The sequence below is a fragment of the Chryseobacterium sp. HNCC26DJ239 genome (genome assembly GCF_057180445.1).
The window spans coordinates 1-26,565 of record NZ_JBXUGJ010000002.1 but is presented as its reverse complement, the minus strand read 5'-3'; the positions used below and the strand labels follow the sequence as shown (position 1 = coordinate 26,565).

Annotated in this window: 18 protein-coding genes; 3 read left to right on the top strand and 15 right to left on the bottom strand. The window is 33.8% G+C overall.

Annotated elements, in window-relative coordinates; all coding sequences use genetic code 11:
- Positions 1-7: 7 nt before the first annotated feature.
- The 10 genes from AC2A1D_RS03765 to AC2A1D_RS03720 form a co-directional block, all read right to left on the bottom strand.
- On the bottom strand, positions 8-886 hold the full coding sequence (locus tag AC2A1D_RS03765; protein ID WP_002977372.1) for a bestrophin family protein: 879 nt from the start codon (positions 884-886) through the stop codon (positions 8-10).
- Between the two features lie 17 nt (positions 887-903).
- Positions 904-1,647 carry a methyltransferase family protein gene (locus AC2A1D_RS03760; protein WP_002977370.1) on the bottom strand — a complete coding sequence of 248 codons (744 nt, stop codon included), beginning with the start codon at positions 1,645-1,647 and terminating at the stop codon, positions 904-906.
- 59 nt (positions 1,648-1,706) lie between these two features.
- Positions 1,707-3,020, bottom strand: a complete 1,314-nt coding sequence (locus AC2A1D_RS03755; protein WP_002977368.1) for an efflux RND transporter periplasmic adaptor subunit — start codon at positions 3,018-3,020, stop codon at positions 1,707-1,709.
- 4 nt (positions 3,021-3,024) lie between these two features.
- A complete protein-coding gene (locus AC2A1D_RS03750; RefSeq protein ID WP_002977367.1) occupies positions 3,025-7,389 on the bottom strand; it encodes a CusA/CzcA family heavy metal efflux RND transporter in 4,365 nt (1,454 codons plus the stop codon).
- Between the two features lie 156 nt (positions 7,390-7,545).
- Complete coding sequence (locus AC2A1D_RS03745) at positions 7,546-7,875, bottom strand: DUF6660 family protein (RefSeq protein WP_050791101.1); 330 nt, start codon at positions 7,873-7,875, stop codon at positions 7,546-7,548.
- Positions 7,876-8,292: 417 nt separating this feature from the next.
- Positions 8,293-9,564 carry an ATP-binding protein gene (locus AC2A1D_RS03740; protein ID WP_002977365.1) on the bottom strand — a complete coding sequence of 424 codons (1,272 nt, stop codon included), beginning with the start codon at positions 9,562-9,564 and terminating at the stop codon, positions 8,293-8,295.
- Between the two features lie 56 nt (positions 9,565-9,620).
- Positions 9,621-14,498, bottom strand: a complete 4,878-nt coding sequence (locus tag AC2A1D_RS03735; RefSeq protein ID WP_484042330.1) for an NACHT domain-containing protein — start codon at positions 14,496-14,498, stop codon at positions 9,621-9,623.
- Complete coding sequence (locus AC2A1D_RS03730; RefSeq protein ID WP_002977362.1) at positions 14,495-15,568, bottom strand: ComEC/Rec2 family competence protein; 1,074 nt, start codon at positions 15,566-15,568, stop codon at positions 14,495-14,497. The genes AC2A1D_RS03735 and AC2A1D_RS03730 overlap by 4 nt, the downstream gene beginning before the upstream one ends.
- Before the next feature lie 72 nt (positions 15,569-15,640).
- The gene (locus AC2A1D_RS03725) at positions 15,641-16,246 is read right to left on the bottom strand and encodes an alpha-ketoglutarate-dependent dioxygenase AlkB family protein (RefSeq protein WP_002977361.1); all 606 of its coding nucleotides are present in this window, start codon (positions 16,244-16,246) and stop codon (positions 15,641-15,643) included.
- Between the two features lie 145 nt (positions 16,247-16,391).
- The gene (locus AC2A1D_RS03720) at positions 16,392-17,168 is read right to left on the bottom strand and encodes an XRE family transcriptional regulator (protein WP_027383734.1); all 777 of its coding nucleotides are present in this window, start codon (positions 17,166-17,168) and stop codon (positions 16,392-16,394) included.
- A gap of 61 nt (positions 17,169-17,229) precedes the next feature.
- Here AC2A1D_RS03720 and dinB point away from each other — a divergent pair, with 61 nt between their 5' ends.
- Complete coding sequence (gene dinB, locus AC2A1D_RS03715; RefSeq protein ID WP_027383735.1) at positions 17,230-18,375, top strand: DNA polymerase IV; 1,146 nt, start codon at positions 17,230-17,232, stop codon at positions 18,373-18,375.
- Positions 18,376-18,383: 8 nt separating this feature from the next.
- The gene (locus AC2A1D_RS03710; RefSeq protein WP_002977358.1) at positions 18,384-21,458 is read left to right on the top strand and encodes a DNA polymerase III subunit alpha; all 3,075 of its coding nucleotides are present in this window, start codon (positions 18,384-18,386) and stop codon (positions 21,456-21,458) included.
- A gap of 188 nt (positions 21,459-21,646) precedes the next feature.
- On the opposite strand, the gene AC2A1D_RS03705 is transcribed toward AC2A1D_RS03710, so the two are convergent.
- On the bottom strand, positions 21,647-22,903 hold the full coding sequence (locus tag AC2A1D_RS03705) for a type II toxin-antitoxin system HipA family toxin (RefSeq protein WP_002977248.1): 1,257 nt from the start codon (positions 22,901-22,903) through the stop codon (positions 21,647-21,649).
- A gap of 9 nt (positions 22,904-22,912) precedes the next feature.
- Positions 22,913-23,200 carry a helix-turn-helix domain-containing protein gene (locus AC2A1D_RS03700; RefSeq protein WP_002977244.1) on the bottom strand — a complete coding sequence of 96 codons (288 nt, stop codon included), beginning with the start codon at positions 23,198-23,200 and terminating at the stop codon, positions 22,913-22,915.
- A gap of 148 nt (positions 23,201-23,348) precedes the next feature.
- Between AC2A1D_RS03700 and AC2A1D_RS03695 the strand changes: the two genes are divergently transcribed.
- Positions 23,349-24,167, top strand: coding sequence for a hypothetical protein (locus tag AC2A1D_RS03695; protein ID WP_002977242.1), 819 nt, complete (start codon positions 23,349-23,351; stop codon positions 24,165-24,167).
- 5 nt (positions 24,168-24,172) lie between these two features.
- Here AC2A1D_RS03695 and AC2A1D_RS03690 read toward each other — a convergent pair whose 3' ends face one another.
- The 3 genes from AC2A1D_RS03690 to AC2A1D_RS03680 all read right to left on the bottom strand — a co-directional run.
- Positions 24,173-24,703, bottom strand: a complete 531-nt coding sequence (locus AC2A1D_RS03690) for a hypothetical protein (protein ID WP_002977239.1) — start codon at positions 24,701-24,703, stop codon at positions 24,173-24,175.
- Positions 24,704-24,879: 176 nt separating this feature from the next.
- Positions 24,880-25,551, bottom strand: coding sequence for a hypothetical protein (locus tag AC2A1D_RS03685; RefSeq protein WP_002977238.1), 672 nt, complete (start codon positions 25,549-25,551; stop codon positions 24,880-24,882).
- Positions 25,552-25,556: 5 nt separating this feature from the next.
- A partial coding sequence (locus AC2A1D_RS03680) for a tyrosine-type recombinase/integrase (RefSeq protein WP_484042329.1) occupies positions 25,557-26,565 on the bottom strand: 1,009 nt, incomplete at its 5' end.

Sequence of the window (26,565 nt, the reverse complement as noted above, 5' to 3'; positions counted from 1 at the left end):
ATTAAGCCTACATTTCATAATAGCTTGTACTCACTTCTTTAACTGGTACATTCTTCTCTCCGATCATTTGCAAAAGATTGATTTCAATTGTTTTTGCTAATGATGTCATTGGAGTATCTACCGGTGTATTTTCAAAGGGGTCCTGCATTATGATTGCTGTTTTCTCAATAGCTATAAAAATCACAGGTACAATAATTGTCGTGGCAATCTCAACACCAAGTTGTGAGTCTTCCAGTCCAAATGGCAGAAGAAATGCAAAAACGTAAATCAATGTATGCAGCAAAATGCTGTAGGCACGAGGGAAAACAGTATTTTTTAAACGCTCACATTTTCCCATACTGTCACAAAACCTGATGACCATATCGTTCATCTGTACCAATTTGTATTCAGATAAATTCTCCTGTTCTGCCAATTTCCTAAGGTGATCAGAATGTTTATCTAAAAGGGCATTGGGAATATTTAAAGCATTGATGTTTTGCGATTCTAAGTATTCTCTTACTCTTATTGAAAAAGGTACTTTTCTTAAACTTTCTCCTAAAGCATTCAGCCAGATGATATGTCGTTCTGCAAACTCAGATGTATCGTTTTCTGAGTTAGGGAAAAATTGTTTTATTAATCTCATAAATGATCTTGAATCATTCACAATAGCGCCCCAAACGGTTCTTGCTTCCCACCATCTTTCATAAGATTGTGCAGTCCTGAATGCTAAAAGTAAAGAGACAGCAGTTCCTAAAAGTGCAGGAATACTCAATGGTATGGTAATTTTTTTCAAAAAATCAATGTCGTCTAAAAAGCCTATTAGAAAAGCAAAGCTGACAATCAAAACGATCTGAAATTTAATCTGTTTAACAAAATACCAAACCGAAATTCTTTTGTTTAAAAGCATAATTGAGGATTTTTTAATTATTGACTAAATTTATTTTGCAACATTGTTTTACGTTTTTTTATTACTTTTAAAATAATGTATAGAATCATAGTAAGAATACAGCCTACAATAAAAATCATATTATAATGCGTATGTCTTAGGATAATTTCTCCGGTAATTTCAAAAACAGTAAAAATCAGAAACATGGCAAAAAGTCCGTTTTTTTCTTTTAATAGAACTTTTTTTAAACTGAAGCTAAGATGAGTATTTCTGAAAAGGTATAAATTCGGTATAAAAACCGGTACTTTATCAGCCCACTTAGTATATTGCTCTCCAAATTTTCTTTCTAAAAATTGCTCTTCAGCAAAAACAATCCTTTCATAATAGACCCAATAAAAAAACACAAATGAAATTACAAACCACAGATTTTCAGTAAACATCGCAAGCCCAAGCCACATAAAAAAATTACCTAAGTACAATGGATTTCTGGTTGTACTGTAAATACCTGTAGTGTTTAATTCATCTGCAACCTGCCCTGCTTTTGTATTTCTTCCTGAAGTATTATGCGGAGTAAAACCAACAGTATACACTCTTATAATCAAACCTAAAATGCTTACAGCTAAACAAAGCATCTCAAAGAAAAGTGAACAATCATTATCGTTTTTCAGCAAAACATTTTGGATAAAAACTCCTAAGCCAAGCGCCAGAACGATAATCGGCAAAAAACTTCTGTATCTGAACAGCCAATTTCCCTGGGTTTCTAATTCTTGTTTTAAAGGCATAACTAATATTTTTAAAATCAAGTGAAATCAAGATAGGATTTCACTTGATTATTGATTAATTAATGTCCGTGGTCTCCTGCATTAGAAAGCTTAGCATTCACGAAGAATGCGCCTTTTACCACAATTTTTGCATCAGGTGCAATTGCACTCACAGGCGTAATCGCTGTGTAACCCATATCTGAAGTCCCTTTTACCACTTCAATTTTTTCAAAATTCATTTTCTTAGCCTGCTCCTTTGCATGGTTTCCTGCTTCGGTTTCATTTTTGTGACCGTGTTCCGCCTCTCCTTCATCATGCCCGTGACCATGATCGTCATCTCCTTTTTCTTCAGCGTGCTCTTCCACTTTTTTAGAAGTTTGTACAAATACATAGAATTTACCATCGGCTTCTACAATAGCTTCATTTGGAACGGCGGGAGTTTGTGAATTTCCAAGGCTTACATTTCCTGTAATATTCATTCCGTCAATCAAGCCAGCTTTGTTCCCGGTAACCATTGCATGAACTGAAATCGTTTTACTTTCATTTTCAAAAGATGATCCGATGCTGTACACTTTTGCATTAAAGGTTTCTTCCGGATTGTTGGTGAGCTTAAACTGCACAATCTGACCAACTTTCATTTTGGGAAGATCTCTTTCAAAGACTTGTAAATCCAAATGAATTGAGCTGTTATCGATGATCTCCAAAACCGGTGACGATACATCAACATAACTTCCTATCTGTGCATTAATCGTACTAACTGTTCCGCTGATTGGCGATGTAATGACCAAGCCTGATCTTAGGTTTCCATTGCTTACTTTCCCAGGACTGATTCCCATTAGCTGTAATTGTCTTTGTAACGATGATCTCTGGGTTCTTAAACTTTTTAGCTCCGCATCAGAACTTTGCAGATTCTTTTTTGCTCCGGCATCATTGTCAAAAAGCTCCTTTTGCCTTCTGAATTCCTGCTCTGCATAAGTTATTCTGCTGTTAATAGTCAGATATTGTTCCTGTAACTGAATGTATTCAGGGTTACTGATTGTAGCAATAACCTGTCCCTGTCTTACATAATCTCCTATCTGAACGGTTAATGTCTTAATGACACCTCCATACAGTGAAGTGACCGTTGCCTTTCTGTTATTGGGTACACGAAGAACACCATTTGCCTTAATAGTTGAGGCTAAATCTTTCATTTCTAAAGTTCCAAGACTGATTCCTACAGATTTCATCTGTTCTTCAGTCAGTTCCGCAATAGTTTGCGGAGCTTCTTCGTGACTTTCTTCTGCCTGTTCTGTTTTTGGTTTCTCTTCTCCTTCTGCCGGAGCATCTTTTTTTCCACAGCTGACCGCTAGAATAGAAATTAAGGCTAGAGATACAATGCTATATTTGATTTTCATTTGTCTATTTATTGATGATTGAATTAATGATAACTACAGATTCGTTGACCTGTTGAATAGATTCCAGGTATTTAAGCTGAATATTGGTGGAAGTCTGCAGTGCAAAAAGATATTCTACATAAGAAATTTCTCCTGTTTTATAACCTAATTGTCCTGCTTTGGCAATTTTCTCAGCATTTGGAATCGCTTGATTAACGTAGTAGTCATACTGATTAACATTTTGCTGATATTGATTAAATGCATTTTGCAATTGCGCTTCAAGCTGCTTTTGCTGGAATTTTGCATTTGATTCTGCCATTTGTCTCTGATATTCATAAGACTGGATTCTTGCTTTCGTAGCTCCAAATGTCAAAGGAATAGAAACACCAATTGTTGCCGAATGAAACCTGTTTCCTCCATTGAAATACTGATCCATCCCGTTGATGGTTTGAAATCCTATCAATGACTGATTAGTATATCCGATGGTAAAGTCAGGAAGTCCCAAAGATTTTTCAACTTTCTTATTTTTTTCCGCAATCTGCATTTCCTGATAAAAAGCTTTTACGGTAGGATGCTGTGCAATGGCACTGCTGTCTAAAACATATTGTGCTTGTAGCGGATGATAGTTCTGATCAAATGGAACTGAAATATCCTCTTCAATATTTAGCAATGTTTTTAAATTTTTATAGGCATTGGTAAGATAAACCTCATTCTGTTTAAGCAATAAGTTGATTTCCCCTCTCTGTGTTTCAGCTGTATTGATTTCAATTTTTTTAATATCTCCGGCTTTAAACCTAACCGTTGCAACTCTGATAAAGTCATTGTATAAACTATCCAGATTGCTAAGCTTGGATTTATTAAATTGTAAATACTCAATTTGATAATAATACGTTCGAACCTGTTTCGCTAATTCATTCATAGAAACTTCCCTGTTGATTTGCTTTCCTTTAATCTGTTCCGCAATCAACTCTTTTCTTGCTTTGAACAAAGTTGGAAATGGAATCGTTTGGGAGATCGAAAATGATTGGTCAAATTTCTTAGAGTTATACTGCCCCAATTGAGCATCCACATTCATTTTCGGGAGCTCTTTGGACGTTGGAATCAATGCCTGTGTAGCTTTAATATCCAGATCTCTCGATCGGATTGATTGATTATTCTCAATAGCAGTACGTGTAGCTTCTTCGACTGTTATGGTTCTTCCCTGTTGTGCACTAAAAGTCTGTCCTAAAAATAAAAATCCTAAAACCACAATGGCGGTTACCGATTTGTTATTGATCTTTTTTAAATTAATCTTGGTATTAAAAATAATATACAACATTGGTAAGACAAATAATGTTAAGAAAGTCGCCGTAACCAAACCTCCGATAACAACTGTCGCCAAAGGTTTTTGCACTTCAGCTCCTGCACCTGTAGAAATAGCCATCGGTAAAAATCCTAATGAAGCTACTGTTGCAGTCATTAAAACAGGTCTTAATCTTGTTTTTGTACCTTCCATTACTCTTTTCAGAATATTGGTCTCGCCTTCCTTTTCCAATTGATTAAATGTTCCAATCAATACAATTCCATTCAAAACGGCAACACCAAATAAAGCAATAAAGCCAATTCCGGCACTGATACTGAATGGCATATCTCTCAATAATAATGCGAATACACCACCAATCGCACTCATAGGAATAGCCGTAAAAATTAAAGTGGCTTGCTTAAATGAATTAAATGTAAAATAAAGCAGCATAAAGATTAAGAATAGCGATACTGGAACTGCAATCATTAATCTCTTACTTGCTGCCTGAAGATTCTCAAATTGACCTCCATAGGTAAAATAATATCCTGCAGGAAGTTTTACTTCTTTATCGAGCTTTGATTGTATGTCCTTAACTACACTTTCAACATCACGGTCTTTCACATTGAAACCTATTACAATCCTTCTTTTTCCCGCTTCGCGGCTGATTTGGGCAGGCCCTAATTTGTAACTAATATTAGCAACCTGGGCGAGTGGAATTTGCGTTCCAGAGGCAGTAGAAATCATTAGATTACTAACATCGTCAATATTTGTTCTGTGTAAACTGTCTAATCTTACAACCAGATCGAACCTCCTTTCATTTTCAAAAACCTGACCTGCTGATTTACCTGCAAAAGCTGTACTTACTGCATTATTAACGTCTTCAATGTTTAATCCGTAATTGGCCATTCTGGTTCTGTCATACTCTACGTTAATCTGAGGGAGTCCGCTTACACGCTCAATTTGGGGAGATGTAGAACCTTTAACAGACTGTATTACCTTAGCAGTCTTATCAGCATAAATTGCCAGAGAATCTAAGTTTTCACCAAAAATTTTAACTGCAACATCTTGTCTAATACCTGTCATTAACTCATTGAAACGCATTTGGATAGGTTGGTTCTTTTCAAAGAAAACTCCAGGAATCACTTCTAATTTCTCTGAGATTTCATCAGCGAGTTCGTCATACGTTTTCTTTGTTTTCCATTCTTTCTGAGGTTTCAAGATAACCATCATATCAGTAGCTTCCGGTGGCATTGGGTCGGTAGGTACTTCAGCAGCGCCAGTTTTACCAACAACCATTTTTACCTCATCAAACTGTTTTATAATTCTTGAAGCCTGCATTGAAGTTTCAATACTTTGATTTAAGGAACTTCCTTGTGGAAGGATACAGTGGAATGCAAAATCGCCTTCCTGCAACTGAGGTATAAATTCACCACCCATTCTCCCAAAAACAAATATTGCTACAGCAAAGAGAGCTACGGTTCCTCCAACCAGCCAATATTTTATTTTTAATGCTTTTTCCAATAAAGGCTGATAAACTTTCTGAATTCTGTTCATCATTTTATCAGAGAAATTTTCTTTGTGGCTCATCTTTTTTGATAAGAATAAAGCACTCATCATCGGAATATAAGTCAATGATAAAATCAGAGCGCCCAAAATAGCAAATCCCACAGTTTTAGCCATAGGCGTAAACATTTTACCTTCTACTCCCACCAATGTTAAAATCGGAATGTATACAATTAGAATAATGATTTCTCCAAATGCTGCACTACTTCTGATTTTGGATGCAGAAAGAAAAACTTCTTCATCCATTTCTGCTTGGGTAAGCATTTTTTTTGATTTATTCAAGCCTAAATGATGTAAGGTAGCTTCCACAATAATAACTGCCCCATCAACAATAAGCCCGAAATCAATCGCTCCTAAACTCATCAGGTTAGCACTCACACCAAACACATTCATCATTCCTAATGCAAACAGTAATGATAATGGAATAGCTGATGCTACAATTAAACCTGCTCTTAAATTACCCAAGAAGATAACAAGTACGAAGATGACAATGAGTGCACCTTCAATTAGGTTTTTTTCTACTGTGTCGATTGCTCTTCCAACCAGGTCGGTTCTATCTAAATAAGGTTCAATTACAACGTCTGCAGGAAGAGATTTTTGTATAACTGGTATCTTTTCTTTAATTCTGTTCACCACTTCATTACTGTTGGCTCCCTTTAGCATCATAACAACACCTCCCACAGCATCGACCTGACCATTAAAAGTCATTGCACCATATCTCACAGCACTTCCCAGACGCACTTCAGCAACATCTTTTATGAAGATTGGAACACTGCCCGTATTATTTTTAACTACAATGTTCCCTGCGTCTTCTAAAGATGTTACCAAACCGATTCCACGGATAAAATATGCATTTGGCTTTTTATCAATATAAGCACCTCCTGTATTCTGATTATTTTTTTCGAGAGCGGTAAAAATATCAGATATACTTACGCCCATCGCTCTTAATCTGTCTGGATTTACAGCGACCTCGTATTGTTTTAACTGACCGCCAAAACTGTTGATCTCTGCAACTCCAGGTGTTCCATTAAGCTGTCTTCGCACAATCCAGTCCTGCATTGTTCGCAGTTCTTTAGCATCATACTTTTTCTCACTGCCTTTTTTGGGATGCAGGATATATTGATAAACTTCTCCAAGTCCAGTACTAACAGGGGCAAGTTCAGGAGTTCCAACACCTTGGGGAATTTCTTCTTCTGCTTGTTTTAATTTTTCAGTAACCAGTTGGCGAGCAAAATAAATATCTACCTCTTCTTTAAAAACAACTGTAATCACTGATAGACCGAATCTAGAAATACTCCTAGTTTCCTCAATATCTGGTACATTTGCGATACTTTGTTCAATTGGGAAGGTAACAAGTTGTTCTACTTCCTGTCCAGCAAGTGTGGGACATACTGTGATGATCTGCACCTGATTATTGGTAATATCCGGTGTAGCATCAATTGGCAGTTTGGTTGCGCTCCAAACTCCCCAAATAATCAATAACAAGGTCATGATACCAATGACAATCTTGTTCTTGATACTAAATCTTATGATTTTATCTAACATTGAATTTAATTTTTATTGGATTGCCCAAAGTTAAAATCAGTATAAAACTGAATTTAAAAGATGATGCAAAGATGAATAGGATTACAGTGCAATGATATTGCAAAGTTTCCAAGACAATTTAGATGAAAGGGAATCCTTCCATCATATCAATAAAAATTATATTTTAGGCGGTTGCCAGATTTGGTCGTACACCAAATAAGCGAAGTCGTTTTTCTGAAAATGGATTTTCTTAGAAAAAAACGCAGTAGCGATTCTTGAAAAAACTAGAATTGGTTCGATTTTATAAGATGCCACCGTGGTTCTGCAACAGTTGCAAGAACAAAATGGAGAACAAGAATCTGCCTTCGAATGTGAATCTTCTTGTGTCTTTGAACTTAAAGAATAATTGAAATCTTGCTTAAAAGACTGAGCATTTGCACTATCTAGACATGGCATTATGGATAACGCCACAAAATAGATGATGAAAAGTAGTCTTACAAATTTCATAATGCAAATGTATAAAATATAATTACCAAAAAAATATTTTATCCTAAAATTTTAAGGAAATTATACATTTGATTATGCCGAATCAAAAAAATAAAATACCTACAATACATCTAAGTCATTTATAATTATAGAAAAAAACTGATGCTTTTAGATAAAATTAGATATGTACATTTAAATAATATTGCCACCATAATTTAATTTTAACTCAATTTTTCAGTAAACTAATTTTCATTTTTTTCAAAACAAAATTATATATTAATTTACACTTGATTTTTAGATGAATAATATATTAAATTCTTATATCAATATTGGTCTTTCCAAATTATAATACTTCTTTAATATAGATGTACATATTAAATATTCAAAAAATCATCTTAAAATAGGTTCTAAAATTGAACTGAATTTACGTAATTTTCTTTAGTAACCTTTTTCTAAGAACTGTTTCTGAATCTGTAAAACTGACTCTTTTGAAGGGTAAAAACTAAAGTAATCTAAAACTTTTAAAATTATAGAACTTGAAATATTTATACCTCCCTCCAGAATTTCTAATCGTGAATATTCCTCATTAATAGTGATTTTATCTGTTTTTGTCGTTCTTATCTTCATAAGCGGCATGTGATTCTCGCTGTCCAAATGTAATCTTCTATCTTTTAACTCATTAAATATAATAGAAATACTCAAACCTTCTTTATATAATCCTTCTATTGTTAAGTGTTCAATAAAAACATATAGTTGAGTAAGATAATGTATAATACTTGTATAATAAAACAAGTATTGACCAGAAGGAAATTTTGATGCCCAAGCCCCTCTCAAATGATCACCTTCTAGCCAGTCTTCTACAAAGCTGTTAATCATGCAAAAACTCTCTGACAAATACATTCTCCACAGTTCTTTTCGAGCTCCTAAATCGGAAAAAGCCTCGTAAGAATTTTCAGCAGTAACTAAACTACCCTCGTGTAACGTTCTTGGTATAAATGGCAATGACCATGACGCCTTTACCTGTGCTTTTTCGACAACTTCAAGACATCTTTTAAGACTATGTAAATTACCTTTTTGAAGAGGAGTTATATAAACTTCGCAATTGCCTTTCGATTTTATTAATTCATATGATGATGTCTGCTGAAAAGCTTTTATTTCTGCGTCAAATATTTCTGCGTCAATATTGGGAATGGTATAGCCAAAACTTTTTCTGCGTTGCATTAATCTAACGGCTGCCAACTCAATGAGATCTCGCAAATCGCTGACATTTGATATGGCTGCGCTTTCAGGTCTCTTATTTGTATTTCTATAATACAAAGTACTTGCTCTCATTTCTCCGTCCAGAGTTTTTTTACAAAGAGTTGGAATTTCTTTGAAAGAGAAGATCTTGATTACCACATATTTTAATTCGTTTCTATCTTCCGGAAAATAGACATTGAAATCTACCATTGGTTCTGCATATTTTGAAACCTGATCTCGCATTTCATCATATTTGTAAGTGATAATATTTTTCTGGTCAACTCCTACATTAATAAATTCATTATCCTTTTCCTCAATTCCAATTACAATGTGACCTCCATCTGGTAGATTTGACATTGCCAAGATATCTTTTGTTAGCTTCTTATAATCCCAAGGACTGTTTGCTTTAAAATCTAGTGAAGGGCTTTCCGTTTGACCCTCAATCAATCTTATAAAATCTTCTGTATTCATTTATTTTCCAATTTTATTAATATATTTCCCAAAAATATCTCACGACAAAATGTTAATTATTTAAATTGAAGTAATTCTTCTCGTAACATATAGGCTTTAGGAGAACTTCTTTTGACTAGAAAATCTAAAATAAATAGAAAGTCAGCTAAAGTATTTTTATCTCTTTTTATTTTACCACCATATTTATAAAAAGCTTTTTCAACGAATTTTTCTAAAATATCGTTCTCGACCAGTTCAGCATTTTGGCTTTGGAGCATGGGAACAATCCATGATATTGAGTTAGGCATAAAATTATAAAATGCAATGCCACTTAAAAATTTTATCGATGAATTAATTCTGTTAAATCCTAAAGTAATTATAAAATCTTTGAAATATAAGCTTTTACCATCCAATACTGACCATTTTTCAGAGCTCTCCACCCAGTCAATGTCAAAAAGAAAAATTGGTAGAAATCTCGCATTGCTGTTATTGATCATCCAATCTTTCAAAAATTCCCAAAATATCCAGAAATTTTCGAGTTGAATTCTACCTATCGCTGCTCTAATAAACTCTTCAACTAACTTATATATAAATTTTAAATAATCATCAGGGATACTTTTTTCAGGTGTTTCTATACTTGAATCAAGTATTTTTTTTAAGAGAGGTAATGATAATTCTGTAGGCTGATTCAGCAGATATCGTGGATAATAAAAAGTAAATGCATGTCTACTTTCATAAAAATCCAGCATGCTTGATTTGGGATCATTTAAAAAAACAGTGTGTAGTGTCAGAACATCCTGAATAAATTTGTGGTGAGCAGGAAGAGCCGTATTCCATGGGATGATACGAAGCATGTCATCCAAGTACCACTGAGTATGTAAGTCTAATGAAACGATAATTTCATCAGGTATGTTTATACTTCCTTTGATAACAGAATTAATTAGTACTTCCGACCAATTGTCTTCTTCCGACTTATTAAAATCACGAGCACTTAATTTCCCTTGATGATATAACATTCGCTTTCTCTCGCTTTCTTTATTTTGTGCCTTTAGAATTACGATGGCTTCTGCTAATCCATACCAACAGTTTAAAACAAAATCAGGTTCAAATAATACTAATTCCTGTAAAATAGCGTGCTGCAAAGCGATTCGTTCCCTAGCGTCAAGACCCTTTAAAAGTAAACGGAAAATTAATTCTTTAACCTTCAATTTTAAATCTTGCTCAATATCAACTTTAAAAATATAGCATAATCCTTTAAGAGAAGGTATATTATCCAATAAATCAAAATTAATAGCGTATGGATCTGTTTTCGCTAATTTTTTTGCTTCTAAATTGATAATAGTTTCACAACACCATGCAATTTCATCAGGTTGAAGTTGATTTGAAAAGTCACGAAGAGCAATAGACGCCATAGTACCTGGAGAAACCATAATTTCTCGTCTACCATCTAGTTGCAAAATAAATTCATATCCTATTTTCCAAGTTTCATAGTTATGATCATCAACTTCTTCGTATTCGAAAACTTTTCTTGCCCAAGTCGTATTAGCTGTCGGAACTGTATAATCATTCCCACTTTCTACAACATTTCTAATTGTATCATCATATCCGGGAACTACCTGAACATAATTTTCATATCCCTTTTGATTAAAATGTTTAAATTCATACTTTCTAGCATCCATATCAAACAAAAACTTTTTAAAAAGCCAATCATCTTCCTTGACATTCTCCCACATTCTGTCGACCTGTTTGAATAAAAGTTCATTATACTCTCGTTGATAAAACATATAGTCAGCCACAAATCCAACTAAACCTACATAATACTTATTGCGATGAATTCTTTGATTTGCGGCAATTCGTTCTTTTCTTTCGAATTCTTCGTCATTATAGACATTGCTTCTCATCATATCCGAAGTAGACCTTGTAGAATCCCACTTAAAAAACAGTGGGACACCTAATAAGGAGACAGAAGTTTCATCAACTAAATTAGGAAATGCTTGTAAAATGCTGCAGACCACTCCTAAAATGGCAATATTGTTAGACTCTCTTATCAACCTGTCTAAAAATATGCGTGCTGTTGAAAAATCTTTTTTATCCCCAATTTCTAACAAAGTCTTTTCCAAAGCCATCAGCACTGATATTAAGACCTTATCATAAATTGAAAATCCTCGGTACATAGACCAGTACTCAGGATTCCCATAGTATACACCACACGATCCATCTTCAAAAACAACCTCAATCCTTTCCACCCCTCTCTTTTTTAAAGACAGAAGAATTTCATAATTTTTTTCAAAAGCATCATTTAAAAATGGAATAAGGAAATCAAGAGCTTTTTCACCGTGATACAAAAACATCCAATAAAAAAAAGTCTGATAACCTGATGGTAATCCATAATCATATTCTAAATCTTTATTTAAACCAAAATCATTTACTTTAGGCTCTCGAATAAGCATACTATTAATACTCCCCGGTGCATATTTCTCTTCCTTTTGAGCCCAGTCTTCAGTAGCCATTTGAATAACTTCTTCAGGGAAAAAGCGACAAATTTGATCTGAAATAACACCTCCGGTAATATAAGCTCTTATTTCTCGTAGAAAAGCAGGATCAGTCCATCTTTCATTACCTGTTTCAGGAATCAAGCAAGCTTGAATAATCGAAGCAATAAGTTCCTGATCGGCTGCCGTCAATTTAAAAAGAATTTTAATATATTTTTTTAAATATTCAGAAGATCTCCTGCCTAATCTCCTCTGAATTGAACGACCCTGCAACCTAAAAATAAAATCTTCCAACAGAAAAGCAGCGCTTTTTGCACCAGATGGAAGTATGCCTTGGTTAAATTCAGGGAGCTGTTTTGACCATGATTCAATAAGAGTCAAATGTTTTAATTCAAAATTTTGCAGCTTAATTTCATTAATATTAGCTTTGATAAAATCAATTATATAATCCCATCCGGAGCCAATAGGCAGAAGATCATTAAAATTTCTTTTTTGAGGATCTATTTTTTTACAACTCGTTTGTAGTAAATAGATTATGCGATCCAACAATTTCGCTTCATCTTCAAGAAGCTGTACTTTTAAACTATCCAGTAGTACTTTGGAATGATTTGATCTAAGTGAAACAATCAGTAGCTCATCTTTCCATGAAGGGGACAAAGTATCATCACTTAAGAGCTCGTGCATAAAATATACGGAAGCTTCCGGTTCATATTCATAAAACTCTTCCATCCATAATCTGAATGCCCTTCTCATGGCGGGAGTATTTTCTATCGAAAGTAAAAAATCTTTTGAGTTTGCAATCTCCGATTTTTGATTTCTTATAAATCTGATCAATGCCCAATCTTCCAATATGTCGTGAGAAGGACTGTAAGCACTGGTATCGGACATATCATCCAACTGTAGAATATTATCTTTAACAAGATCAGCAGTCACACTGTTATCGCTCTCATATGTTGTAAAAAGAGACATTTCTCTAGATCTTTTAAGACAAATCTCATAGAAAACAGTTCCTCGTCGTGATTGATTGTCTTCAACAATATATTTCCACATTAACCTTTTAAATTGTAACTCGTCCAAGTGTTCCTCACTTAATAGTTCTGGTATAATTCGTACAGCTTTATCAAGATAATAAGGAGTTCTCAAAAGATGCTTAATCTTAGAATTTTCCATCAATGGCAGTAAGTCAGGAATTTTTTCAACGATTAATTCAACCTCAGCATCATTAAATTCACCTACTTGAAAATAAGCAATATTTTCTGGCAGCTCATAATAGTAATCGATTTTAAACTTCTGTAATAAGTAGTCTCTTATTGTTAAAACTATAGTTATATTTTTATTTTTTTCCAGTATCTGAAGTAGTTCATTAAATGCTCCCGAGCTACCTGACTCTATTAGTTTTTCAAAGCTTTCTATCCAAATTAAAAAATACTTATTTGATAAAGGACTTGCCAATATTTGTTCGATACTAACTTTACATCCGGCTTTTATCAAAGCTTCACTAATTGTTTCACAATACAGGTTTTCAGCGGTAAAAGTTAAAACACTACGATCTCCAGACATTTTCAAATCACTTACAGCTGATTTTGTCAAAGCCGATTTTCCAACTCCCGGGTTTCCATGAACCACTACAAGATTCTTTTCTTTAAGCAATTGCAGGAGGTCTATATTATCACGAGGAACATTAAAATCTCCGATTTTTTCTCTAGTTCTAGAATTAGTGGTTTGTTCATTTTTTTCCATTTCTTCATAACTTAAGAGAACATCTTTATCTGTCTCCGGTTTGATAGAATTGATCAGACTGAACTTAGGATATGGAATCAGCTTATTGTATGCTAAAACTTTGGTCGCCAAAAAAAATCCACCGTCCTCGTATGTATGAATAATACCTGTAAAATAAGTTTTTCCATACAAGATAGAATAAGCGCCACTTCCAGACAATCCTTCAACATTTTCCAAGGCCTGTTGATAATATGTATCGAGAGAATTTTCAGACTTTAGTGTAAATTTATATCGATTGCTCTTGATATCTTCGATAAATTTCATAGGAAAAGATCGATCTGCCTCTTGATCATTAAAATTAGCATACCCTCTAATTTGATAATCTTCCACCATTTCATCAGTATCAATTACCTGACAAAAAAATTGTTTACCTGTAAGTGGAAGAATATTCTTTTTAGAAAGAATCAACAATGCCATATCCTCATCATCATCTGACACAATAACAATATCTGTTTCGGTCAAATTGTATGAATGAAATTCTGATGTTTCCTGATTAAAAATCTCTTCAAGTTTAATATCCGTATTTACATATTCTTTATCGAACTTTTTACCTTCTAAACAATGTTTTGCAGTCAAGACATACACGTCATCAACATCAGGACTCGGGTAGAAAATTACTGCTGAAGCAATTTCGTGGTTACATCTGATTTTGATTGTAGAAAGCTGTGGTATATTTTCATTCATATTTTATGAGTTAAGGGCAGGTACGAAAGTTCTAAGCTGTCAGGTCCTATTTGTGAATAATCACATTCAAATGTATATCTTTCAAAAGCGTCGTCATCGACCTCAAAGATATTTCTCAATTCTTGAGTATCACAAGCAAAATGAATTTTGATAATTTCAGAATTTCTTCTCTCGTTCGTAATGATTCTAACTATAGTCTCTTTATCCGGATGTCTGTTATGGATACCGTTTCCAGTTATCACATAACAATTGGTCTGAACTATTTCCAGCAATTTAGGGCAGGTATTGGCTTTACTGCCATGATGTGATAATTGCATAAACTTCACGGGCAGTGGCCGATCTTTATTATACCCCAATGCATCTAAACTGTCAATTATATCAGAGGGATGACTGTCGGCTAATAAGAGTACTTTTACCTTATCAAACTCGGCAAGAACAGCAATAGAGCTTCCATTAACAGGATCTGTATCCGGTTTAAATTCATTCCCTGTAAGTTCTTCAATTATTTTTTTATGGTCGGATTGATTTTCTTTTCTACCAATTTTACCATTACTTTCTTCTTCTTTCCACAATTCTGTTGCAGCAGCTTCCTTTTCAGGTGTAGGTGAAAGAATGGTCATTTTAAAACCAAAACATTCAATTGGTAATGTTTCAGTATTTATTGGCACTGTGGTAAGAAGATTATTTGCAGTTAAAAAATCCCTAAGTAAAATCCCGTCACCGACTGAGATTTTCCCATTAGATTCCTTTATCATCTCAGGAGAATGATTAAATAAAAAATTCTTTACAGCGTCTTGTTTATTTTCAATTTTTTTGTCCACGACAAAACCTTTTACGGCACCGATATGGTCGCGATCTATATGGCTGATAATCCAATTTTCAATTTGTTCGCCAGAAGACAAAATTTCTTTTATTAATGGGGCAAAAGAATTTTTGTACTCTTTACCATATCCTCCATCAATAAGTATATTATGCCATTGGGAATCTGTTCCTAAAAATCTGATAAAAATAGCATCACCGCCGCCGATATCGAAAAAATGAAAACTAATCCGATGTGTTTTTTGAGTCATAAAATAATGGTTATTAATACTTTCTTATTTTTTCTAAAATAGGAAAAGTTAATTGGATAAGTAAGAGTTTATTTAAATAATTAAACGAAAGGTCAAATTAATCCTTTCTTTCATTTTTACTGTTGATTTAGCAATTCGATGTTCCCAGTTTTCCTGTAAATCCCCTTTCATAATGAGTAACGAACCGTGAGGCAATGGCAAACTGTATTTGCTCTGATGATGGTCTTTTTTTCTGAAATCAAAGTTTCTGGTTTGACCTAAACTGATTGATGCAATCACAGGTCGTTTTCCATAGCGGCTTTCTTTATCTCTGTGCCATGCCACGGAATCATTATTATCACGATACAGGTTTAATAAAACACCATTGAACTGATACCCAAATTCTTTTTCTATCCTTTCTTTTAAAGTATAAAGCTCGGGAGTCCAAGGATTAGTTCCTGAAACATTTCCGTCTGAATCGTAAGAGCTATCATTTCCTCCATACCAAGCAGTAAGGCGGGGTGTTACAACTGTTTTATCATACATCTTCTGAGTTCGCTGTTCCCAAGGTGTCGTTTTCAGCAGTATATCTTTCAATTCATCGGCTTCTTTGCTGCTCAGGAAATGTTCCTTGTATTCCAAAAGGTCTTTTGGAAATTTATAAAACTCTTCCGTATCAAATAAACTCAGCTGACTCATTGCAATTTTCTATTAAAATATTTATATTTGATCTGGCCCGTTTATACGGGATTTTTTTCATCATTTGTGTTTTTGCTTCCCTTAGGAGATTTTTTTTTATGAAGTAATGTTAGGAAACTTATTTTTGAGCTTTATTCAAATGAATTCAATTCTTATCTCCTATTTTTTCTTTAATCTGTTTGATATCGGTCTTGATCTCTGTCATAAAGTTTTGAATATTACGTTCTGCAAATTCATCAGCTCCATATTCTATCGTATTGATACTACAGGCAAATTCCCAGATCTCTTTAATTTCAGATAATGGAATTTTATATGGCTCATAAAATTGATTGTCAGCTTTTACCCATATACTGTCTGCTTCATGAAACTGGAATCTTTTGTAACTGATTCCATCATTAGTGGTGATGAAAATATAAGTCCGGTCCGTTTTCAGATCAGAAAGATTTTCTACATATTTTCCAACAATATAAGTTCCGTTCTTATAAGGCGGCATAGAATCTCCGTCCGCTGGAAACGCTCTAAACTTCCCACCTTTTAAAAAAGGTAAGGATATCGTTTCCAAACTTTCTATGTATTCCGGATCTCCATAACCGTTCAGATAACCCATAGAGGCTTTTTGTGGAATAATCTCAATCTGATCGTTTCCATCCTGATCAACCCTGATAGGCAGAACAATCCTATTGTCAGGGAGCTCCATAATCTCATCAATCGAATATTTGCTGACGTTGATGGTCAAAAGTAAATCGATGCTGATATTATAATATCTTGAAATTTTCACTAAAATATCAAGGGGTGGCGCTGCGGCATCATCTTCATACTTACTATATCGGCCTCGGGTAATTAAAAGATCATCGGCAACCTTTTGTTGAGACAGATTGAGCTTACCTCTTAAATACCGCATGTTTTCTGATAAAATTGACATTGCTATAAATTATAGCAACAAATATACAATTTTTTGCTACAAATCGTGATAATTTTGTCAAATGGAACGAGCGATTGCACATATGGATCTGGATACATTCTTTGTTTCCTGTGAACGGCTGAGAGACTCTGTATTGGAGAATCAGCCCGTGATCATAGGTGGCGGAGATCGTGGTGTAGTAGCATCTTGTTCCTATGAAGCCAGGAAATTTGGGGTTCGTTCTGCGATGCCTTTGCGAATGGCTTTACGCTTATGTCCCGAAGCGCAGGTTATCAAAGGTGATATGGAGTATTATTCCAAAATGTCACATTTGGTGACTGAAATCATTCAGGAAAAAGTTCCTGTTATGGAAAAAGCAAGTGTAGACGAGTTCTATCTTGATCTGTCGGGCATGGATAAGTTCTTCGGCTGCTATCAATGGACAACCGAAATTGCGGAAGCGGTAAAGAAAAATACAGGTCTACCTATTAGTTTTGCATTGTCTACCAATAAAACAGTTTCAAAGATTGGAACAGGTGAAGCAAAGCCAGCCGGTAAATTAGAATTAAAACCGCTCGCAATACAGCCTTTTTTAAATCCTTTATCCGTCAGAAAGATTCCTATGGTTGGTGATGTGACCTTTGAACTCCTTTCAAGATTAGGTGTAAGAAAGATTGAAACACTTGCTAAAATGCCAGTGGATGTGCTTCAGGAATTAATTGGAAAAAATGGAACTGAGTTATGGAAAAAAGCCAATGGCATTGATTTAAATCCTGTGATTCAATATTCAGAGCGTAAATCCATATCAACTGAAACAACTTTTTCCGAAGACACCATCGATATTCCGAATATCAGAAGTATTCTTTCCGGAATGGTTGAACAGTTATGCTACCAGTTAAGACAGGAAAAATGGCTGACCTCAACGGTATCAGTAAGAATAAGATATGCCAACTTTGATACAGAGACTAAACAATGTAAGGTGGCTTATACCTCAGCAGACCACACATTGCTGAAATATATTCTGGAACTCTTCAAGAAAGTTTATACCCGAAGAATGAGAATTCGTCTTGTAGGTGTCAAGTTTACAGGACTGGTTCACGGAAGCCATCAGATGAATCTTTTTGAAGATACCGAAGAGCTGATCTCATTATATCAGACCATGGATAAAATGAAAGACCGTTTTGGTGCTAAAAGCCTTGGAAGGGCTTCCGGTTTTTTGACTCAATAAATAAAATTATGTTCCTCAATTGTCATACCTATCATAGCCTTCGTTATGGGACTATTTCTGTTGAAGAATTAGTTGATCTGGCTATGGATTATAAGCTGAAAGTTCTTGCGCTAACTGATATCAATACCGTAACGGGAATCTATCAGTTTTATAAACTGTGTGAAGATAAAGGCATTAAACCTATTGTAGGCGTTGATGTCAGAGTTGAAAATGAGCAGTATTATATATGCTTAGCGAAGAACCCGAAAGGAATAGCTGAAGTCAACAGGCTTTTGACCGATTATAATTGTGAAAATATTGAAATTCCAAAATCTAATCCTCAATTAGAAAACTGCTTTGTGATTTATACTTTACAAAATAAACCTGATATATTATTGGAACACGAGTTTATCGGAATCAGACAAGATGAGTTAAACCTTTTAATCAATTCTGAATTCAAATCCCTCACTCATAAAATGGTTATCCTTCATCCGGTAACGTTTAAGACTGATGACGAATACGAACTTCATAAAATATTACGAGCCATAGATGGTAATATTCTTTTTACAAAACTGGCTGAAAAAGATTATTGTAGAAAAGATGAGTTGTTTATGAGTAAGAAAACTCTTCTCGATCAGTTTAAGCATTACCCAGAAATCGTTGAAAACACGAAATTTATCGTCAGTCAATGCAGTTTTGATTTTGAATTTAAAACCCCGAAGAATAAAAAATATTATACTGACAGCAAGGAAAATGACTTTAAATTGTTATCCCAGCTTGCTTATGAAGGTTTATCTCATAGATATCCTGATAATAACAGACAGGCTATTGAGAGAGCTGAAAAAGAATTAACAGTTATTCATCAACTTAATTTTTGCGGCTACTTCTTGATTACTTGGGATATTATTCAATACAGTAAGCGTATGGGTTTTATGCACGTCGGAAGAGGAAGTGGCGCTAACAGTATTATAGCTTATTGTTTAGGCATTTCCGACATATGTCCTCTAGAGCTAGATTTGTACTTTGAGCGTTTTCTAAACTTAAACCGTAAAAGTCCTCCCGACTTCGACATCGATTGGAGTTGGAAGAATCGTGACACTATTTTGGAATACATTTTTGATAAATATGGAAAAAATCACGTTGCTTTTTGTGGAACTAATGTGGAGTTCAAGAGAAAATCGAGATTCAGAGAACTGGGAAAAGTCTTTGGACTGCCGAAAGATGAACTAGATCAGCTTTCAAAAAAACCGAGAGAACTACACGATCAAAATTCAATTGTTCAAGAGATTTATAAGTATGAACAGTTGTTAGTTGGATTTCCCAATCAAAGAAGTATGCATTCTTGTGGGATTCTTATTTCCGAAGAACCTATTACAAATTATTCAGTTTTAGAATTTCCTCCAAAAGAATTTCCAATTGTTCAGTTTGATATGCATACAGCTGAGGATATTGGTCTGGAAAAGTTTGACATTCTTTCACAAAGAGGATTGGGAACGATTAAAGATACCGTTAATCTAATTAAAGAAAAAAAGGGAATCAATGTAGATATTGAAGATACCAGAATCTCTAAGGATGAAGTCAAGTGCAATGAATTTTTGAGCATTGGAAAGACCATTGGTTGTTTCTACATTGAATCTCCAGCTATGCGTGGACTTTTGAGAAGATTAAAATGTGATAATTACAAAGTATTGGTTGCTGCATCATCAATTATTCGTCCAGGAGTTGCACAGAGTGGAATGATGCGGGAGTACATTTTCCGACACAATCATCCCGGTCAATTTGAATACTTCCACGATGTATTTGAAAAAGAATTAGGCGAAACCTATGGCATTATGGTTTATCAAGAAGATGTCATTAAAATTGCGATGCACTTTGGTGGAGTTTCTGCAGCTAATGGAGATGTTCTTCGAAGAGCTATGAGTGGTAAAGGACGATCACTTTCAGCTTTACAAAAATTAAAAGATGATTTCTTTGAATCCTGCAAAAGGAAAGGACATCCTGAGCAGCTTTCTCAGGAAGTATATCGACAGATTGAATCTTTTGCCGGCTACTCCTTTTGTAAAGCACACTCTGCTTCTTATGCCGTGGAGAGCTATCAGAGTCTGTTTCTGAAAGCCTATTACCCTATCGAATTTATGGTATCTGCTATTAATAATGGCGGTGGTTTTTACCGAACAGAAGTTTATGTACACGAGGCGAAGATGTCAGGTGCTAAAATTCATAACCCCTGCATTAACCTAAGCGAATTTCATACAACATTATATGGAACAGATGTGTACTTAGGTCTAATGCATATTGAAAAACTTGAAGCTTCTATCAAAGTAAATATCCCGGAAGAAAGGAAAGAAAACGGCGATTACGGATCATTAGAAGATTTTATAAAAAGAGTCAACATTGGTATTGAAACTTTACAGATATTAATTTTTGTCGGGGCTTTCAGATTTACCGGAAAGCAGAAACACGAACTTTTAATTGAAGCAAGATTCCTACTTTCAAAGAATCAATATAAAAGCAAGATCATATCATTATTTGAGGAACCTCAAAAAGATTATAAGCTACCGACAATAGATAGAAACCCTTTTGAAGACGCTTTTGATGAAATTGAAATTTTAGGATTTCCAGTTTCCTATTCGATCTTTGATTTACTCAAGACTAAATACAGAGGTCACGTTTTGGTTAAAGATCTCTTGAAGTATCATAAAAAACAGGTTAAAATGCTGGCATATTTAATTTCCAGGAAACACGTTCCTATCAAGATGAGAAATCATCCTGGAAAGAAAGACGATATGTATTTCGGAACATGGATCGATGCTGAAGGTGAGTATTTTGACACGGCACATTTTCCCGACAGTTTAAAACAATTTCCCTTTAAGGAAGGAGGAGTCTACCTTTTATTAGGAACTGTTGAAGTAGATTATCATTTTCCTACTATTACCATTACTAAAATGGCAAAAATGCCTTTGATTGCCGATCCGCGATATTCGATGGATGATGAAAAATCTAAAGAAATGGAAAGAAGTCTACGGGAAGACGTTAGTATGACTCACCGAAATCCCTATCCACAGGAACATGAAATTGGATTACCAAGAAAAAAGATAAACTGATTCTTTAGTATTCTTGTTATTTATTTTCACAAAGTTCCAGACCTTTAGTGATAAAATCTCCGTATGAAATTTTTAATCCAGCCCATTTTAAGCAATAAGTTTTTACCTACTGTTGAAACTTAATTTTTATAGCTCATTCTAAACGTATTAATCAATTAAAATTTATTTACTAAGATTATTTTAAAAGATTAATTTTCAAATGGTAAAAATGCAGATCTCATACGCTCTTGTTCAGATCTGGGTATTCCAATCTCGCTAGCAATACTTTCCCATCCTCTTACAACCGAAATGACTTTTTCAATGATTTCATCCATTTCATTTTCGTTCAGTCTAAATTGAGCGCCCACTTCCTTAGCAAGTTCAAGATCCAAAGCATTATTATCTGTATCAATATTTAGAGCAAGTCCTTCTTTATCCACAGACGGATTAATGTCATAGGCTGGTGAAAGTATCCATCCTTTTGGGGTTAAAATAAATCCGTGATTTCTAAGGTGATCATCTGTGTTTGATATACAAATACTAAACACGATTCTTCTCCATAATTCCTTCAAATTATTGTTAACATCAATACCGTAGTTCGTAATAAAATCAACGATATCAAGGTAACTTGCAGTTGAATCTCTTAATTTTTCTTCATTGTTTCCTGTCATAGTCATAGCTGACGAAAAATGAATTCTTCCGGAGTTTGTTCTATCAAATCTTTTGGTGAAAAATGTATGATAGCTGTTACTTAATTTTTGAATCTTTGTTTCTGACATATTAATTCCGGCATCAGTAGCTAATCGGTATGCCAGATATTCCCACGCTGCCTTATCAATTGTATCATTTTTTGAAGGAAATTTAGCAATCCATAAATTTTTTTCCTGATCCATAACATTAGCTTTCGGTCTTGCACCCCCTAATGAAGATCCTGGAACTACAAGCAGTGCTAATAACCTTTTCATTTTAGGCTCATCTTCATTTTCAAAACTTTTCACGGCTGCCTCCAACTCTCTTAATGATGACCAGGGTGGTGTAGGGTTATTCTCATCATCATCTAAAAAATTTCCATCTATTGAAGTCTTAAATCGCAGAGCACCCATCCTTGTTTGGTCATACACTCCTAATAAATAATCCAGATCATAAAGTTTCTTTTCTTTCTCTCCAGTTTCTTTGGCTACCTGAATAGATTTTCTTTTCATTAGTGTTCTTCCCCAAGTATCAGGCATACTATCCATAAAAACACCAAAATTTTCTTTATTGGTTGGATATTGTGGACCTCCAAACAACTGAAGATCAGGATCTATTAAATTTTGACCCGCACTTTTAATCCACTCTTTATCATATTCAAAACTAAAGGACTTTTTTCCTTTACCCTGATGAGCTGACAAAATCCCCATTAAATGAGGACCTTGAAGGTCAATCCAATCTGCATATACAAATATGTCAACTTTAGTAGATTTCATTTAATTATATTATTTCAGTAATTCTAAATCTTGCAATTTTCTTCCAAATTCATCATCAGATCCAAGCTTTAAAATATCATCGCTAAGACCCAATACTCTCAAAACATTAAAATATGATCCCATTGCCACACTTGGATCACCTTTTTCAATAAGATGTAGTGTTGAACGTACAATTCCGGCTCTCTCTGAAACCTGCTCTGTAGTTAATTTTCTTCTTTTTCGAGCAAGTTTAATATTCTCTCCCATTTGTTCCAGCAGAGCCAAATACTTGGGTAAAATTATTTGTTTCTTTTTCATAATGTCCGTTATTTCATACAAAATTACACATTTTGTATGAAATAACGGACATTTTAAATAAAAATCTCCTCCATTTGACTTTTCAAATAAAAAAGACTAACTTTGTATTATTTCTTATGTATACATAAGTAAATAATACTACGTACTAATGAATTTTGAAAAGATTGTTGATGCTTATATTGCTGGTAGTCCTCACAGAAAGGCTTTAAATAAAAAGGAATTTGATTATTTGGTACAGGAAATTTCGAGTTTTCGCAAATTCAAAAAATTAAGTAAAGAAATTAGCGAATACATACTTCAAAAACATTACACCTTAGAACAAGATTTATATATTTTCAATGACTCCAATCCTGAAGTTGTTGACTTGGTTTATGCGTATAACAAATATACACACTTTAGCCACCATTCAGCACTAATAATGCATCAAATAAGTACTATTGAAAACAACGCCATCTATTTATCAGAAGAGATCGATAGCATTTCCAGTCCTAAAAACACCTTAACTCAAGGAAATATAGATTTAGCTTTTAGTAAACCTCAGAGAGTCACAAAAAATATAAAGCAATTCAGAGACAAAACATTTTACTTTCTTAAAAATCAAAGCAGTACTACAATGGAAACCTTCATTAATGGAGTAAAAGTTTCAAATCTTGAAAAGACACTTATAGACTGTACTGTAAGACCACTATATTCCGGTGGAACAAAAAATATCCTTAATGCATTTGCTATGGTAAAGCAATTAATTGACGCAGATAAATTACATCATCATTATAAAAAATTATCATTTGTATATCCTTATCACCAAGCTATTGGATTCTACTTGGATAATGCAGGTTATAAAGAAGAGTTTTACAGTAAATTTCTGGCAATGAATAGTGATTATGATTTTTACTTAGACTATCAGTTAACTTCACCTCAGTACAATCCGAAGTGGCGAATCCATTACAATGAAGACATTATCCAATAAAAAAATTACTTATAATTTATCTTTATCTTTTCAAGGAAATTTCTGCACACTTCAAAGAGTTGAAAGATATTGTTTGCTTGGATAATACTATGTCTTTGCTGAAAAAGAGTTTCTCTAAATGATTCTGCATCAAAGACTGCATCAGATGGATCTTTTGTCAGGGCTAAATTAACGCTGATACCAGTTGTCAAATCGTTGTTCAAAATACTTCTGATATCAACAAGGGGCTTTAGATAAAAATTTAATTCTCCAATACGCCCCTGACTTTTTGAAAAAGGGAGATCGTGATTTTTGCCGAGTACATCCATATACTCTGTTAGACGAATCCTCATTAATTCTTTCTGCCTCTGAATATCAGTATAAGATATAAGTTCTTTCTTTATCGGGTCAATTTCACTTTCGATCCGTAAGATTTCGTTTTTGGTCACTTCTATATCAAAAAGAGGATTATCTAATTTATCCTGTTCTATAGATAGCGAATTTAATTTACCTTCAATTTGTTGCAGTAAAAAAGGAATATTCTCTACATTCTTCATTTTATGTAAAATCTATTTATGATAAAATTTCTTCTAAAAAAATTTAACTATTAATAATGTATTATAATTTTTTGAAATATTCCCGACATTTAAGTTCGTAAATGGATAGCTTCAGAAATATTAGTAAATGCTCAATAATCGCTACGACTATGCAAGGAGTTAAGATATTTATTATACTAAAATTTTAAATCTCTTTTTATTTTAATGATACCTTTTTCATCATCATCTTTTAAATGACTTTTAATTGAGTCCGTTTCAACATCTTTTAGTGAATGTTGAAAAACTTCTTTTAAAAACAATGCTACTTCATATTGATTTCGCCTATCAAAGTGCTTCCAAATGTTCCAGCCAAAATGATACAAATCCATATTAGATAATTTGTGAACCCTTACAGGGCTAAAATTTTCTATTTTTTCTTTCTTAGCATACTTTGTAATGTAGCTGCATAGGTTTTCTAAATCATTAACAGATGTGTATAGCGCAAATTGCTCCTTTGTATATCTTAATGCAATCTCAAGCTTATTATCGAACTTTACAACTTCTTTAAATTTTAAATCTTCTTTAATATCAGCAATAGTAACAGGTCCAGAAAAGAATTCATTAACCAAAACTAGATTTTTTCTTTTAGTAATAATTCTGCTTATAATTTCATAGATAGTATGCAAAAACAATGTTAGACCTGAATAAATAACAACACCTACGAAAATCACGACTATAAAAAAGATATTTGCCGTAAATTCATCGGACCCTTTATCGATAAAATATGTTCTAACTTGAGTTCCTAAAAGGATACATACCACTATAATGGGTAAATACATACATATTAATTCAAAATTTTTGACTTTCATATTTATTAGTTTGCTTGTATAATTTCTTGGTTTTCTTCTAAAATATTTTCATCCAGCTTAATAGCTCCAGCTGCTCCATTTTTCAGTTCATCAACTACTTTAGCATAAACTTGAGTTGTTGTAACTTTACTGTGTCCAAGCATTTTACTAACTGTATAAATGTCTGTTCCTAAAGAAAGCTGCAATGTTGCAAAAGTATGTCTGAAGCAATGAAAAGTTATATGCTTTGTTATTCCAGCTGATTTGACCCATTTTTCGAGAGGTCTCGAAATCCAAGAGCTATCTTGTAAATTTTCAAATACTAGCTGTTCGGGAAGTCTCGGAGTTCCGCATAAATGAATTGCTTGTTCAGAAATCGGTGTATACTCGACTCCTTTTGTTTTCTTTTGTCTAAATTGAATTTTGATTCTATTTGACTGAACATCAATTTCTTTCCACTTAAGCCTTTTAATATCACAATGTCTTAACCCTGTCAGTGCAGAAAATAAAGATGCTCTTTTCAATTCATCATTTTCACAAGGAGTATTTACTAAAAGATTAAGTTCCTCCAAAGAGAGATGTTCACGGAAAGATTCTTGCTCTCCAATACCTTTAATCTTTGCTGATAAGTCAATTATAAAATAACCATCAATAAAAGCTTGGGAAACTATTGCCTTAAAAATAGAAAAGTACGTTGCAGCACTATTATTTGAAAGAATTCCTTTCTTTTTTCCGCGATAGGGCGCCGATAAAAGATAAAGCTTAAAATCATCAGCAAAACTCAAATCAATTTTTGAAAATCTTAAATCATCTCCGGAAAACTCTATAATAAATTCAATTAAACACCTCCAGTTAGTTCTAATTGAATCAGAACTATTATTTGAGCCGTGTCTTTTCTTTAGCAACCTATTACAGTAATCTATAAATTTTTCTTTTTGTTTTTCTTGCAATTCGGCCTTAATAGCATCGCTATCACTATACAAGTCGACATTATCATATTCTTTTTGGCGTAGTTTACGAATTCCATCAGCATAT